20 protein-coding genes are annotated in these 12652 nt (G+C 68.3%); 16 read left to right on the top strand and 4 right to left on the bottom strand.

Annotation, left to right across the window (positions count from 1 at the left end; all coding sequences use genetic code 11):
- Positions 1-26 precede the first annotated feature (26 nt).
- On the top strand, positions 27-1220 hold the full coding sequence (gene tuf, locus AB0L59_RS07445; RefSeq protein WP_225824999.1) for an elongation factor Tu: 1194 nt from the start codon (positions 27-29) through the stop codon (positions 1218-1220).
- A 375-nt stretch (positions 1221-1595) separates the two neighbouring features.
- Here the strand turns inward: tuf and AB0L59_RS07440 are convergent, their stop codons facing one another.
- Positions 1596-1994, bottom strand: coding sequence for a VOC family protein (locus tag AB0L59_RS07440; RefSeq protein WP_365580397.1), 399 nt, complete (start codon positions 1992-1994; stop codon positions 1596-1598).
- Between the two features lie 92 nt (positions 1995-2086).
- Between AB0L59_RS07440 and AB0L59_RS07435 the strand changes: the two genes are divergently transcribed.
- Positions 2087-3076: a YafY family protein gene (locus tag AB0L59_RS07435; protein WP_365580394.1), complete on the top strand. Its 990-nt coding sequence runs from the start codon at positions 2087-2089 to the stop codon at positions 3074-3076.
- A 21-nt stretch (positions 3077-3097) separates the two neighbouring features.
- Here the strand turns inward: AB0L59_RS07435 and AB0L59_RS07430 are convergent, their stop codons facing one another.
- Complete coding sequence (locus AB0L59_RS07430; protein WP_365580391.1) at positions 3098-3577, bottom strand: ATP-binding protein; 480 nt, start codon at positions 3575-3577, stop codon at positions 3098-3100.
- 149 nt (positions 3578-3726) lie between these two features.
- Here AB0L59_RS07430 and AB0L59_RS07425 point away from each other — a divergent pair, with 149 nt between their 5' ends.
- From AB0L59_RS07425 to AB0L59_RS07415, 3 genes are read left to right on the top strand one after another with little or no spacing between them, the layout of a single operon-like run.
- A complete protein-coding gene (locus tag AB0L59_RS07425) occupies positions 3727-4572 on the top strand; it encodes a helix-turn-helix transcriptional regulator (RefSeq protein WP_365580389.1) in 846 nt (281 codons plus the stop codon).
- A complete protein-coding gene (locus AB0L59_RS07420; protein WP_365580386.1) occupies positions 4569-4766 on the top strand; it encodes a DUF397 domain-containing protein in 198 nt (65 codons plus the stop codon). The genes AB0L59_RS07425 and AB0L59_RS07420 overlap by 4 nt, the downstream gene beginning before the upstream one ends.
- Positions 4767-4779: 13 nt before the next feature.
- Positions 4780-5457, top strand: coding sequence for a serine/arginine repetitive matrix protein 2 (locus tag AB0L59_RS07415; RefSeq protein ID WP_365580384.1), 678 nt, complete (start codon positions 4780-4782; stop codon positions 5455-5457).
- A 518-nt stretch (positions 5458-5975) separates the two neighbouring features.
- Here the strand turns inward: AB0L59_RS07415 and AB0L59_RS07410 are convergent.
- Together AB0L59_RS07410 and AB0L59_RS07405 are read right to left on the bottom strand one after the other, a co-directional pair.
- Positions 5976-6161 (bottom strand): hypothetical protein, encoded by a 186-nt coding sequence (locus AB0L59_RS07410; protein ID WP_365580382.1) that lies wholly within the window; start codon positions 6159-6161, stop codon positions 5976-5978.
- A gap of 38 nt (positions 6162-6199) precedes the next feature.
- Positions 6200-6493, bottom strand: coding sequence for a hypothetical protein (locus tag AB0L59_RS07405; protein ID WP_365580380.1), 294 nt, complete (start codon positions 6491-6493; stop codon positions 6200-6202).
- Between the two features lie 755 nt (positions 6494-7248).
- Between AB0L59_RS07405 and rpsJ the strand changes: the two genes are divergently transcribed.
- The 11 genes from rpsJ to rpsQ are packed head-to-tail and all read left to right on the top strand — an operon-like array spanning position 7249 to position 12615.
- On the top strand, positions 7249-7557 hold the full coding sequence (gene rpsJ / locus AB0L59_RS07400; RefSeq protein ID WP_003948644.1) for a 30S ribosomal protein S10: 309 nt from the start codon (positions 7249-7251) through the stop codon (positions 7555-7557).
- A gap of 16 nt (positions 7558-7573) precedes the next feature.
- Complete coding sequence (gene rplC / locus AB0L59_RS07395; protein WP_014674369.1) at positions 7574-8218, top strand: 50S ribosomal protein L3; 645 nt, start codon at positions 7574-7576, stop codon at positions 8216-8218.
- 8 nt (positions 8219-8226) lie between these two features.
- Positions 8227-8880 carry a 50S ribosomal protein L4 gene (rplD, locus tag AB0L59_RS07390; protein ID WP_365580377.1) on the top strand — a complete coding sequence of 218 codons (654 nt, stop codon included), beginning with the start codon at positions 8227-8229 and terminating at the stop codon, positions 8878-8880.
- Complete coding sequence (gene rplW / locus AB0L59_RS07385; RefSeq protein WP_365580374.1) at positions 8880-9299, top strand: 50S ribosomal protein L23; 420 nt, start codon at positions 8880-8882, stop codon at positions 9297-9299. The genes rplD and rplW overlap by 1 nt, the downstream gene beginning before the upstream one ends.
- A 40-nt stretch (positions 9300-9339) precedes the next feature.
- Positions 9340-10176 (top strand): 50S ribosomal protein L2, encoded by an 837-nt coding sequence (gene rplB, locus AB0L59_RS07380; protein ID WP_030601203.1) that lies wholly within the window; start codon positions 9340-9342, stop codon positions 10174-10176.
- 12 nt (positions 10177-10188) lie between these two features.
- Positions 10189-10470, top strand: a complete 282-nt coding sequence (gene rpsS, locus AB0L59_RS07375; RefSeq protein WP_365580371.1) for a 30S ribosomal protein S19 — start codon at positions 10189-10191, stop codon at positions 10468-10470.
- Positions 10471-10513: 43 nt separating this feature from the next.
- Positions 10514-10861, top strand: a complete 348-nt coding sequence (gene rplV / locus AB0L59_RS07370) for a 50S ribosomal protein L22 (protein WP_019329637.1) — start codon at positions 10514-10516, stop codon at positions 10859-10861.
- A complete protein-coding gene (rpsC, locus tag AB0L59_RS07365) occupies positions 10861-11682 on the top strand; it encodes a 30S ribosomal protein S3 (protein ID WP_003998826.1) in 822 nt (273 codons plus the stop codon). Before rplV ends, rpsC begins: the two co-directional genes overlap by 1 nt.
- Before the next feature lie 5 nt (positions 11683-11687).
- Positions 11688-12107, top strand: a complete 420-nt coding sequence (rplP, locus tag AB0L59_RS07360; RefSeq protein ID WP_004927269.1) for a 50S ribosomal protein L16 — start codon at positions 11688-11690, stop codon at positions 12105-12107.
- Entirely contained in the window at positions 12107-12331 is a 225-nt protein-coding gene (rpmC, locus tag AB0L59_RS07355; protein WP_007494763.1) for a 50S ribosomal protein L29, read from the top strand. Before rplP ends, rpmC begins: the two co-directional genes overlap by 1 nt.
- Entirely contained in the window at positions 12331-12615 is a 285-nt protein-coding gene (rpsQ, locus tag AB0L59_RS07350; protein ID WP_153539280.1) for a 30S ribosomal protein S17, read from the top strand. The genes rpmC and rpsQ overlap by 1 nt, the downstream gene beginning before the upstream one ends.
- Positions 12616-12652 lie beyond the last annotated feature (37 nt).

Raw genomic sequence — 12652 nt, 5'->3', positions numbered from 1 at the left:
CAGAACCACTCCACAGGAGGACCCCAGTGGCGAAGGCGAAGTTCGAGCGGACTAAGCCGCACGTCAACATCGGCACCATCGGTCACATCGACCACGGTAAGACGACCCTCACGGCCGCCATTACCAAGGTGCTGCACGACGCGTACCCGGACCTGAACGAGGCCACCCCGTTCGACAACATCGACAAGGCGCCCGAGGAGCGCCAGCGCGGTATCACCATCTCCATCGCGCACGTCGAGTACCAGACCGAGGCGCGTCACTACGCCCACGTCGACTGCCCGGGTCACGCGGACTACATCAAGAACATGATCACCGGTGCCGCCCAGATGGACGGCGCGATCCTGGTGGTCGCCGCCACCGACGGCCCGATGCCGCAGACCAAGGAGCACGTGCTCCTGGCCCGCCAGGTCGGCGTTCCGTACATCGTCGTCGCCCTGAACAAGGCCGACATGGTGGACGACGAGGAGATCCTGGAGCTCGTCGAGCTCGAGGTCCGTGAGCTCCTCTCCGAGTACGAGTTCCCGGGCGACGACGTTCCGGTCGTCAAGGTCTCCGCTCTCAAGGCCCTCGAGGGCGAGAAGGAGTGGGTGGACTCCGTCCTCAACCTGATGAACGCCGTCGACGAGTCGATCCCGCAGCCGGAGCGCGACGTCGACAAGCCGTTCCTCATGCCGATCGAGGACGTCTTCACGATCACCGGTCGCGGTACGGTCGTCACCGGCCGTATCGAGCGTGGTGTCCTGAAGGTCAACGAGACCGTCGACATCATCGGCATCAAGACCGAGAAGACCTCCACCACGGTCACCGGCATCGAGATGTTCCGCAAGCTGCTCGACGAGGGCCAGGCCGGTGAGAACGTCGGTCTGCTCCTCCGTGGCATCAAGCGCGAGGACGTCGAGCGCGGCCAGGTCATCATCAAGCCGGGCTCGGTCACCCCGCACACCGAGTTCGAGGCGCAGGCCTACATCCTGTCCAAGGACGAGGGTGGCCGCCACACGCCGTTCTTCAACAACTACCGCCCGCAGTTCTACTTCCGTACGACGGACGTGACCGGCGTGGTGACCCTCCCCGAGGGCACCGAGATGGTCATGCCGGGTGACAACACCGAGATGAAGGTGGACCTCATCCAGCCCGTCGCCATGGAGGAGGGCCTGAAGTTCGCCATCCGTGAGGGTGGCCGCACCGTGGGCGCCGGCCAGGTCACCAAGATCGTCAAGTAAGTTCCGCTTGCTTGAGGGTCGACGACCTCAGGGTCTGACCTAAGGGGAGGCCCGTACGACTTCGGTCGTGCGGGCCTCTTCGCTTTTTCGCGGGCGAGCAGCGGCTCTGGGCAGGACCGGTTCGGCAGTCGCGGCGGTGGCCGGGGCGCGGTGCGCGGAAGGCGCGGTCGCGGCCGTCGCAGATCTGGAGGGGGTGCCGGTCGGGCTCGGACGGCTCGGCGTGGCGCACGGCGGTGGGAGTGAGGTCGCGCTCCAGCGAGGCGGCGACACCGGGCGCTCGGTGCTCGGCGTCGGTGGCGGAGAGGAACAGGCGGGGGCCCGTTCATCGGGAGCCCTGGGATCTCAGGGCCCCCGCGTGAGCGGCTGTGCGTGGCGTCAGCGTGCGAACTTTTCGATGGCTGCCGGGGTGACGGGCGTGAAGAAGTTGACGAGGTTGCCGTCGGGGTCGCGGAACAGCAGCGACCGGTTTCCCCAGGGCATCGTGGTGGGCCCGTTGACGAAGTCGGTGACGAAGCCGGTCAGGTTCTGGTGAACGCGGTCCACGTCGTCGACGAGGAACTCGGTGATCACGCTGTGGTTGTCCGCCGGGCGGGCAGAGCCCGGGGCGAACAGCGGGACGGTGCGGGTGCCGGCGATCGCGAGGGTGGCGCCCGGGGTCTTGAGCTCGGCGAAGTCTTCGGTGGCCCACGTCGCCCGCGCCCCGGTGGCCCGCTCGTAGAACTCGACGAGGCGCGCTACGTCGCCGGTGATGATGCGGATCGAGACGAAGTCCATGGAGATCTCCTTGGCTGTGCGGAGGCGTGCACGTCGCAGGCTAGGAGAAATAGTGGACAGAATCGGTCCTGTATTCGCGCTATGTTGTGCCCATGCCTCGACCCACTGGACGCGTGCTGACACTCCTGGAGCTGCTGCAGTCGGGCGGCACCCGGACGGTGGCGGAACTCGCGGACCGGCTCGGCGTCGAAGGGCGCACCGTGCGGCGGTACGTGGACCAGCTGATCGACCTGGACGTGCCCGTGGAATCGGTGCGCGGCCGCTACGGCGGGTACCGGCTCGCCCCCGGGTACCGCTTGCCTCCGCTCATGCTCAGCGACGACGAGGCGCTGGCCGTGCTGCTCGGCCTGGTCGCCGGCCGCCGGGCAGGGCTGACGACGGCGCAGCACACGGCAAACGAGACTGCATCGGCCAAGATCCGGCGGGTGCTGCCCAAGCACATCGCCCGCCGACTCGACACACTCCTGGAATCCCTCGCCTTCACGGAACAGCCGGGCGAGTCCGACACCCCGGACGCCGGGGTCCTGCTCACCATCGCCGATGCGGTGCGCCACCGCCGACCGGTCTCGATCCGGTACACCGACCGCGACGGACGGCGCAGCGAACGCACACTGCACGCGTACGGGATCGTCACCCATTCGGGCCGGTGGTACGTCACGGGCACGGACCCCGAGATCGGCGAGGACCGAACCTTCCGGCTCGATCGCATCGCAGACGCGCGGGCCCTGCCCGGCTCATTCGAAGCGCCGGCGGGTCCCGGTCCGGCACAGCGGGTGTTGTCAGGGTTCGCCACGGCTGAGTACCAGCATGAGGTGACCTTGCGGATCCACGGCACGGTCGAGCAGATCCGCGCCCATCTCCCCGCCAGCGTCGCGAGCCTGGAGGAGCAGGGGCCCGCGGCATGCGAGGACCGGGCGACCGAGCGCTGGCTGCGCGTTGAGCTGCGGGCGGAGCGGCTCGACTGGTTGCCTCCGCTACTCGCCTCACTCGACCGGCCGTTCGTCATCGAGCGCCCCGACGAACTACGCGGCCTCGTCATCGAGCTCGCCGATCGCCTCGCGTCCTCGGCCCGCCAGGCCTGACAGCGAGGAACCGGGTCGCGCTCACCTTCGTTTTCTTCCTTGGGAAGGACCGTCCGTGGCGCCGGAGCAGGGTCCGCCGGGTTCCGGCGCGGGGAAGGTGACTTCGGCCCAGACGGTCTTGCGCGGGTGGCGTCCGACGGTGACGCCCCAGCGGTCGGCGAGGGCTTCGACGAGGACGAGTCCGCGGCCTGATTCCGTGTCTGACGGCGGTTGTCGGAGCCGGGGTAGGCGGTCACCGCGCGTGTCGGTGACCTCGATGCGGAGCGTGTCGGCGACGACGTGGAGCAGCAACTGGAAGTCGCGGCCGGGGACGCGGCCGTGGGTGGCGGCGTTCGCGGCGAGCTCGGCGACGATGTGCGTCGCCCTCTCCAACGGCAGCCCCCAGGCGCGCAGTTGCTGTTCGGCGAGTAGCCGTGCGAGGCGGGCGCCGCGTGGCGTGGGGGACAGGCGGACGCTGAAGTGGGGAACCGGATCGACGAGTTGGTCTTCCGGGGCAGCCATTTCTTGATTCACATCACTCAGCGTGGCCGCACCTGCTTCCGTAAGGGAGTGACGACGCCCCTACGTACGGTGACTGTCCCGGCTTTGTCTCGGCTGTCCCGGCTGTCTCGGGCGTTGTACGGGTACGAGCGCGCGGCGGAGGAGGAGACATGGGCGAGGGTGTGGACGAGGCGGGCTGGGACGTCGAGCCGGGCGACGAGATCGAGCCGGTGGTCCAGGCGGTGGGGCGGCTGCTCAGGGTGTGCAGGGAGGCGGCTGGGCTGACGGTGTCCGAGCTGGCCGAGGCCGTCGGGTACGGCGAGGACATGATCCGCAAGATCGAGCGGGGCGCCCGTATCCCGCGACCGGAGTTCCTGGACAGGGTGGACCGGCTGCTGAAGGCGCAGGGGCATCTGAGGGCCTTCATGGAGGACATGCGCAAGGCCCGATATCCGAAGAAGGTGCGGGAGCTGGCGGAGATGGAGGAGCGGGCGGTGGAGATGTCGCTCTACAGCAACCACAACATCCATGGCCTGCTGCAGACGGAGGAGTACGCGCGAGCGCTGCTTCGCACCTGGCGTCCGGCCTACTCACCGGACCAGCTGGAGCGGATGGTGGGTGCTCGCATGGCCCGGAAGGCCGTCTTCGAGCGCTCGCCCGCACCGGAGTTCAGTTTCGTCCAGGAAGAGGTGACGCTACGCCGTCCGATCGGGGACACAATGGTGTTGCGCCGACAGCTCGAACACATGCTGGAGGTAGCTCGGTTGCCCTTCGTGGAGCTTCAGGTGATGCCGACCTCGCGCGCGAACCACCCCGGGACGGGGGGCCGTATCCAGGTGCTGAAGTTCGCGGACGGTACGGGGATGGGCCGTACCGACGGTGACTTCTCGGGCCGGCCCGTCTCGCACCCGAGGCAGCTCCGCGTCCTCGACCTGCGCTATGGCATCATCCGGGCTCAGGCGCTCACGCCAGAGGAGTCTCTGGTCTTCATCGAACAAGCGCTGGGAGAACTATGAGCACCCCGGAACTCCACTGGTTCAAGAGCAGCTACAGCGACAGCAGCAACGGCAACGACTGCCTCGAAGTCGCCCCCACCCCCACCACCATCCACATCCGCGACTCCAAGAACACCGAGGGTCCCCAGCTGGCCGTCGCCCCCACCGCCTGGGCGGACTTCCTGCCGTACGCGGCCAAGCCCCCTCGTTCGTGAGGTAGGCGACGCAGTGGCGATACAGAACCCCTATCCATGGGGACCCCCGTACGGCGGCCCGCCTCCCGTGCCGTTGGACATTCCGGCGAAGGACTTGCGGCCCCGGCGCATCTGGTACCTGGTCGCGGCGCTGCTGGGTCTCGTTCTGGTCGGCGCCGGCATCGCCTTCATCGTGGCGACGGTGAAGAACACGATGGACTCCATCGACACCGCCCACAGCTTCTCCGGCGGCGACTCCCGGACGTTCAGCTTCGTCGAGGGGCAGACCAAGGCGATCTACGTCTCTCAGTCCGGGACGGGCCATGTCGACTGCCGGATCCCGGAGATGCGGTCCGGGTCGATGACCCAGCCGTCCAGCACCTTCCGCATCACCCTGGGGTCCCGCACCTGGGACCGCGTCTTCGAGGTGAAGCCCGGCAGCACCGGTGACTACACGCTCACCTGCACCTCGGAGCTGCCGGCCGAGTTCGCGCTGGGGGACAGGCCCGAGGTGGGCGCCGCTATCGGCAGCATCGCCGCGGGGATCGGCTGCTTCATCGCCGGCTTTGCCGCGGCCGCGACCATCATCGTCGTCACCGCCGTCCGGCGCAGCCGTCACCGCCGCCGGCTCGCCGCCACGTGGACCCCCGCACCGCAGTGGGGCCCACCACCCTCCGGGCCCACTCCGTGGCACCCGGCCGACCCGGCCTAGCGCGAGACGCGAGACGAGAGCACCGGGAACGGCCGGGCAGGGCCCGCAGCCGGACCGGCTTGCGGAGCAGTGTCGGCGGGTCCGGGCGGGCGGCCGAGGCCGTCAGGCTGTCCAGGAGGAGCACCCGCCCCTTGTCGTTCTGGGCGTACAGCAGGCTCCCTGAGGCGCGTGGCCGCCGATCTCGCGCCGCAGCCAGATCACCCGACGGGTGTCCGGACCCGGTTTCCCGACCGCCCTGATCACTTCGTCGAACTCCGGGAAGTAGCGGCGCCGGCGTCGGCCCCGCCAGCCGGGGGCCTCATGGGACGGAGTACCAGGCAGGGGGACGGACGGGGGTCCGTCGATCCCGCAGTGCAGGGCGGCCAGGCAGCCGCGCGCGTTGAGCCGCTGGGGGTGCCCCGCCCTTGGGAACTACGGGGAAGCCGTGCTGGGCAGTGCCCGGCAGGCCATCAGCCAGGCGGTGGCCGACTCGTGCACCGGGGACGGCGCGGCCCGTCCACCAGGCCGCCGTACATGGCCTACAACCAGGCCATGGCCTGCCGATCCGGGTCGACGCCCCACCCGGCGTCCGGCCAGACGCCGGCCGTCCGCAGCGACAGGTACTGGTGGGTCGGCAGGAAGGTGGGCGGGAAGTGGGGGTCCGCTCCGTCGTGCGGTACGACCGCGACCGAGCGCGGGAACTCGATCGCCGTGTCCGGAAGCATGACGACGGAGTCCGCGCGCTCCGGGTACGCCTTCGTCCTCAGATGGCGTTCTGCCGCCGCGACGGCTTGTTCCCGGGTCGATTTCCTGGTGTGGGCCGCCGGTCGCGGTCTGCCGGCCCCGGGCAGCGCAGCTCCAGCCAGGTCGGCAGGTGCCTCTCGGCGTTCTCGGCCAGGCGCCAGCCGTACTCCCCGTGGGCGATGTCGAAGGCGCGCCGCGCGCCCAGAAGCCGGTAGTAGCTGTCTTCGATGGCAAGGCGATGCACGCCGCCCGAGCAGGGCAGCGGCGGGACTGCTCCGGGGCGCGGGGGAACGCAGTTCAGACGGTGGTCCACCAGCAACTAGCTGATCTCGCGTTCCTGTTCATGCGGGTCGGTCATGCGCTCCGGGCGTAGCCGCTCCCGATCGATCCAGATCCTCCGACCCCAGCGCGGCTCTCCCATGGGCCCTCGGCCCGACTGCGGGACCTCCACGTCGAGCAGGGCCAACACGATCAGGGGAACCCGCACTCGACCTCGCAGTAGCCAGCCATCGCCGTCGTACCCCGAAGTGATCTCGTAGCGACGATCCTGACACGGAGCCTGCGGTCGAAGCGGATCGCCTGGTACCGGGCTACAGGGCGAGCACAGAACGCTCCCCAAGGCTTCACGCCCCGCCCCGGCCCGGCGCCGGTTTGACCTACGTCACCATCGGGGTAATCTCTTCGGCCCGATTGGCCAGCCGCCCGCCCCATATGGCAGACTGTCCGAGTTGCTCGGTCGAGTGTTGATGCTGCGCGCCTCCCGCCGGGAGGACCGGAAGCGAGTCCCACAGTACTCGTCGCCCTAACTGCCCTCGGGCAGCACTGGGGCGGACGTACGGGAATCTTCCGGGAAGTGTGGGCGCGGCACCGACCAGGCGCCCGGTGGGCCCGAGGTCCCCGGTCCGCGGTTCCGGAAGGGCCGTCGCATTCCCCGCAGGGATGTTCGAACAAGGGACATCCATGTCAGCGGGAGCGCGACACGCCCGACCGCGTGGGTCGGAGAAGCGAGGGGCGAGAAGGAATCCACCGGGTTCCAGAGCGTAAGAGAGACAGGACTACTGAGTAGCCATGGCGGGACAGAAGATCCGCATCCGGCTCAAGGCCTACGACCACGAGGTCATCGACTCCTCGGCGAAGAAGATCGTCGAGACGGTGACCCGCACTGGTGCGTCGGTCGCGGGCCCGGTGCCGCTGCCCACTGAGAAGAACGTGTACTGCGTCATCAAGTCGCCGCACAAGTACAAGGACTCGCGCGAGCACTTCGAGATGCGCACGCACAAGCGCCTGATCGACATTCTCGACCCGACCCCCAAGACCGTTGACTCTCTGATGCGACTCGACCTGCCGGCCGGTGTCGACATCGAGATCAAGCTCTGAGGCTGGTGGGCTGAGAATGGCTAAGCAGATCAAGGGCATCCTGGGCGAGAAGCTCGGCATGACGCAGGTGTGGGACGAGAACAACCGTGTTGTTCCGGTCACCGTCGTCAAGGCCGGCCCGAACGTCGTCACCCAGGTCCGTACGAATGACGTGGACGGCTACGAGTCCGTTCAGATCGCCTTCGGCGAGATCGACCCGCGCAAGGTGAACAAGCCCCTCAAGGGCCACTTCGCCAAGGCCGACGTCACCCCCCGTCGTCACCTCGTCGAGATCCGCACCGCGGACGCCTCCGAGTACACGCTGGGCCAGGAGATCACCGCTGAGGTGTTCGAGGCCGGCGTGAAGGTCGACGTCACCGGCAAGAGCAAGGGCAAGGGCTTCGCCGGTGTCATGAAGCGCCACAACTTCCGTGGCCTCGGCGCCGGGCACGGCACCCAGCGCAAGCACCGCTCCCCGGGTTCCATCGGTGGCTGCGCCACCCCGGGCCGCGTGTTCAAGGGCCTCCGCATGGCGGGTCGCATGGGCAACGAGCGGGTCACCACCCAGAACCTGACCGTCCACGCCGTTGACGCGGAGAAGGGTCTGCTGCTCATCAAGGGCGCGGTTCCCGGTCCGAACGGCGGCCTCGTCCTGGTCCGCACCGCGGCCAAGGGGGCCTGAGGTAACCGATGAGCACTGTTGACATCCTTTCGCCGGCGGGCGAGAAGGCCGGTTCCGTCGAGCTCCCCGCGGAGATCTTCGACGCCAAGGTCAGCGTTCCGCTGATCCACCAGGTCGTCGTCGCGCAGCTGGCCGCTGCCCGCCAGGGCACGCACAAGACCAAGACCCGCGGTGAAGTCCGTGGTGGTGGCAAGAAGCCGTACCGCCAGAAGGGCACCGGTCGCGCCCGTCAGGGTTCGACCCGCGCGCCGCAGTTCGCCGGTGGTGGCGTCGTGCACGGTCCCGTGCCGCGTGACTACTCGCAGCGGACCCCGAAGAAGATGAAGGCCGCCGCCCTGCGCGGTGCCCTCACCGACCGGGCGCGTCACAACCGCATCCACGTCGTCTCCGGCGTGGTCGAGGGTGCGACCCCCTCCACGAAGGCCGCCAAGTCGCTGTTCGGCAAGATCTCGGAGCGCAAGAACCTGCTCCTGGTCGTCGACCGCGCCGACGAGGCCGCGTGGCTGTCCGCCCGCAACCTGCCCCAGGTCCACATCCTGGAGCCGGGCCAGCTGAACACGTACGACGTTCTCGTCTCGGACGACGTGGTCTTCACCCAGGCCGCTTTCGAGTCCTTCGTCGCCGGCCCGAAGGCCAACGACACCGAAGGGAGCGAGGCCTGATGGCTACGCGTCACCCGAGCATTGCCTCGAAGGCGGCCAAGGCCGCCAAGGCCGCGCGCGTCGCCAAGGCGCGTCGTCACGCCGCCGAGGGCAAGAACACCGTCGAGACCCCGCTGAGCAAGTCCTTCACGGACCCCCGTGACGTGCTGCTCAAGCCGGTCGTCTCGGAGAAGAGCTACGCGCTCCTCGACGAGAACAAGTACACGTTCGTCGTCGCCCCGGGCGCCAACAAGACCCAGATCAAGCAGGCCGTCCAGGCGGTCTTCGACGTCAAGGTCACCGGGGTCAACACGATCAACCGCCAGGGCAAGCGCAAGCGGACCCGCACCGGCTTCGGCCAGCGTGCGGCGACCAAGCGCGCGATCGTGACCCTCGCCGAGGGCGACCGTATCGACATCTTCGGCGGTCCGACCGCCTAAGGGCGGTCCGGATCGTCCGATATCGGACGAGGACTGAGAAATGGGAATCCGCAAGTACAAGCCGACTACGCCGGGCCGTCGTGGCGCCAGCGTCGCCGACTTCGTCGAGGTCACGCGGTCCACGCCGGAGAAGTCGCTGGTCCGCCCCCTGCACAGCAAGGGCGGCCGTAACAACGCCGGTCGTGTGACCGTTCGCCACCAGGGTGGCGGACACAAGCGCGCCTACCGAGTGATCGACTTCCGTCGTCACGACAAGGACGGCGTGCCGGCGAAGGTCGCGCACATCGAGTACGACCCCAACCGCACCGCGCGCATCGCGCTGCTGCACTACGCCGACGGCGAGAAGCGCTACATCCTCGCCCCGCGCAACCTGCAGCAGGGTGACACCGTGGAGAACGGTCCGGGGGCCGACATCAAGCCGGGCAACAACCTGGCCCTCCGCAACATCCCGGTCGGTACCACGATCCACGCGATCGAGCTCCGTCCCGGTGGCGGTGCCAAGTTCGCCCGCTCCGCCGGTGCCTCCGTGCAGCTGCTCGCGAAGGAGGGCGCCTACGCCCACCTGCGCATGCCGTCCGGCGAGATCCGCCTGGTCGACGTCCGCTGCCGCGCCACCGTCGGTGAGGTCGGCAACGCCGAGCAGAGCAACATCAACTGGGGCAAGGCCGGCCGTAAGCGGTGGCTGGGCGTTCGCCCGACCGTCCGTGGTGTCGTGATGAACCCGGTTGACCACCCGCACGGTGGTGGTGAGGGCCGGACCTCCGGTGGTCGCCACCCTGTGTCCCCGTGGGGCAAGAAGGAAGGCCGTACTCGTTCGCCCAAGAAGGCGTCGAACAAGTACATCGTCCGCCGCCGCAAGACGAACAAGAAGCGCTAAGGACGGGTTGAGATGCCTCGTAGCTTGAAGAAGGGGCCCTTCGTCGACGACCACCTGATCAAGAAGGTGGACGCCCAGAACGAAGCCGGCACCAAGAACGTCATCAAGACCTGGTCCCGTCGCTCGATGATCGTCCCGCAGATGCTGGGCCACACGATCGCGGTGCACAACGGCAAGACCCACATCCCGGTGTTCGTCACCGAGTCGATGGTCGGCCACAAGCTCGGCGAGTTCTCGCCGACCCGCACCTTCCGGGGCCACGTCAAGGAAGACCGGAAGTCGAAGCGCCGCTAGTAGCGGATCGCATTCAGACACGTAAGTAACTGAAGGGACAACCATGGAAGCCAGGGCCCAGGCGCGGTACATCCGCGTCACGCCCATGAAGGCCCGCCGCGTGGTGGACCTCATCCGTGGCATGGACGCCACGGAGGCCCAGGCTGTTCTGCGATTCGCTCCGCAGGCAGCCTCCGTGCCGGTCGGCAAGGTGCTCGACAGCGCCATCGCCAACGCCGCGCACAACTACGACCACACCGACGCCGACAGCCTCTACATCTCCGAGGCCTACGTCGACGAGGGCCCGACCCTGAAGCGGTTCCGGCCGCGCGCCCAGGGCCGTGCCTACCGGATCCGCAAGCGGACCAGCCACATCACCGTGGTCGTCAGCAGCAAGGAAGGAACCCGGTAATGGGCCAGAAGGTAAACCCGCACGGGTTCCGGCTCGGTGTCACGACCGACTTCAAGTCGCGTTGGTACGCCGACAAGCTGTACAAGGACTACGTCAAGGAAGACGTCGCCATCCGTCGGATGATGACGTCCGGCATGGAGCGCGCCGGTATCTCGAAGGTGGAGATCGAGCGCACCCGTGACCGCGTGCGTGTGGACATCCACACCGCTCGTCCGGGCATCGTCATCGGCCGCCGTGGCGCCGAGGCCGACCGCATCCGCGGCGACCTCGAGAAGCTCACGGGCAAGCAGGTCCAGCTGAACATCCTCGAGGTCAAGAACCCCGAGACCGACGCTCAGCTGGTTGCCCAGGCCGTTGCCGAGCAGCTCTCCTCCCGCGTCTCCTTCCGCCGCGCCATGCGTAAGAGCATGCAGTCGGCGATGAAGGCCGGCGCCAAGGGCATCAAGATCCAGTGCGGTGGCCGCCTCGGCGGCGCCGAGATGTCCCGCTCGGAGTTCTACCGCGAGGGCCGTGTGCCCCTGCACACGCTCCGTGCGAACGTGGACTACGGCTTCTTCGAGGCCAAGACGACCTTCGGCCGCATCGGTGTGAAGGTCTGGATCTACAAGGGCGACGTCAAGAACATCGCCGAGGTCCGCGCCGAGAACGCTGCGGCCCGTGCGGGTAACCGCCCGGCCCGTGGTGGTGCCGACCGCCCGGCCCGTGGTGGCCGTGGTGGCGAGCGGCGCGGTCGCAAGCCGCAGCAGGCTGCCGGCGCCGAGGCCCCCAAGGCCGAGGCTCCCGCGTCCGCTCCGGCTGAGAGCACCGGAACGGAGGCCTGACCGACATGCTGATCCCCCGTAGGGTCAAGCACCGCAAGCAGCACCACCCGAAGCGCCGCGGTCAGGCCAAGGGCGGTACGACGGTTGCGTTCGGCGAGTACGGCATCCAGGCCCTCACGCCGGCGTACGTGACCAACCGCCAGATCGAGGCGGCCCGTATCGCGATGACCCGCCACATCAAGCGTGGCGGCAAGGTCTGGATCAACATCTACCCGGACCGTCCCCTCACCAAGAAGCCTGCCGAGACCCGCATGGGTTCCGGTAAGGGTTCGCCGGAGTGGTGGATCGCGAACGTTCACCCGGGCCGGGTGATGTTCGAGCTGTCCTACCCCAACGAGAAGATCGCCCGTGAGGCGCTGACCCGTGCGGCCCACAAGCTGCCGATGAAGTGCCGGATCGTCAAGCGCGAGGCAGGTGAAGCGTGATGTCGGCCGGTACCAAGGCGTCCGAGCTGCGCGAGCTGGGTAACGAGGAGCTTCTGGCGAAGCTCCGCGAGGCCAAGGAAGAGCTGTTCAACCTCCGCTTCCAGGCGGCGACCGGCCAGCTCGAGAACCACGGCCGTCTCAAGGCGGTCCGCAAGGACATCGCCCGGATCTACACCCTCATGCGTGAGCGTGAGCTCGGCATCGAGACGGTGGAGAACGCCTGATGAGCGAGAAGAACGTGACTGAGAACACCGAGGCGCGCGGTTTCCGCAAGACCCGTGAGGGTCTGGTCGTCAGCGACAAGATGGACAAGACCGTCGTCGTCGCCGTCGAGGACCGCGTCAAGCACGCGCTGTACGGCAAGGTCATCCGCCGTACGAACAAGCTCAAGGCGCACGACGAGCAGAACGCCGCGGGTGTCGGCGACCGCGTCCTCCTGATGGAGACCCGGCCGCTGTCCGCGACGAAGCGCTGGCGCGTCGTCGAGATCCTCGAGAAGGCCAAGTAATTCTCCTGCGGGCATCCCCGCAGGACAGTTCCGCCAG

The organism is Streptomyces sp. NPDC052109 (genome assembly GCF_040680195.1).
In the GTDB taxonomy this organism is placed as follows: domain Bacteria; phylum Actinomycetota; class Actinomycetes; order Streptomycetales; family Streptomycetaceae; genus Streptomyces.
The sequence above is the reverse complement of the archived record's forward strand: the minus strand, read 5'-3'. Positions and strand labels throughout refer to the sequence as shown.

Coding starts and splice junctions, on each gene's coding strand:
- AB0L59_RS07440 (WP_365580397.1), bottom strand. CDS start 1,994: ATGGACTTCGTCTCGATCCGCATCATCACCGGCGACGTAGCGCGCCTC.
- AB0L59_RS07435 (WP_365580394.1), top strand. CDS start 2,087: ATGCCTCGACCCACTGGACGCGTGCTGACACTCCTGGAGCTGCTGCAG.
- AB0L59_RS07430 (WP_365580391.1), bottom strand. CDS start 3,577: ATGGCTGCCCCGGAAGACCAACTCGTCGATCCGGTTCCCCACTTCAGC.
- AB0L59_RS07425 (WP_365580389.1), top strand. CDS start 3,727: ATGGGCGAGGGTGTGGACGAGGCGGGCTGGGACGTCGAGCCGGGCGAC.
- AB0L59_RS07420 (WP_365580386.1), top strand. CDS start 4,569: ATGAGCACCCCGGAACTCCACTGGTTCAAGAGCAGCTACAGCGACAGC.
- AB0L59_RS07410 (WP_365580382.1), bottom strand. CDS start 6,161: ATGCTTCCGGACACGGCGATCGAGTTCCCGCGCTCGGTCGCGGTCGTA.
- rpsJ (WP_003948644.1), top strand. CDS start 7,249: ATGGCGGGACAGAAGATCCGCATCCGGCTCAAGGCCTACGACCACGAG.
- rplC (WP_014674369.1), top strand. CDS start 7,574: ATGGCTAAGCAGATCAAGGGCATCCTGGGCGAGAAGCTCGGCATGACG.
- rplD (WP_365580377.1), top strand. CDS start 8,227: ATGAGCACTGTTGACATCCTTTCGCCGGCGGGCGAGAAGGCCGGTTCC.
- rplW (WP_365580374.1), top strand. CDS start 8,880: ATGGCTACGCGTCACCCGAGCATTGCCTCGAAGGCGGCCAAGGCCGCC.
- rplB (WP_030601203.1), top strand. CDS start 9,340: ATGGGAATCCGCAAGTACAAGCCGACTACGCCGGGCCGTCGTGGCGCC.
- rpsS (WP_365580371.1), top strand. CDS start 10,189: ATGCCTCGTAGCTTGAAGAAGGGGCCCTTCGTCGACGACCACCTGATC.
- rplV (WP_019329637.1), top strand. CDS start 10,514: ATGGAAGCCAGGGCCCAGGCGCGGTACATCCGCGTCACGCCCATGAAG.
- rpsC (WP_003998826.1), top strand. CDS start 10,861: ATGGGCCAGAAGGTAAACCCGCACGGGTTCCGGCTCGGTGTCACGACC.
- rplP (WP_004927269.1), top strand. CDS start 11,688: ATGCTGATCCCCCGTAGGGTCAAGCACCGCAAGCAGCACCACCCGAAG.
- rpmC (WP_007494763.1), top strand. CDS start 12,107: ATGTCGGCCGGTACCAAGGCGTCCGAGCTGCGCGAGCTGGGTAACGAG.
- rpsQ (WP_153539280.1), top strand. CDS start 12,331: ATGAGCGAGAAGAACGTGACTGAGAACACCGAGGCGCGCGGTTTCCGC.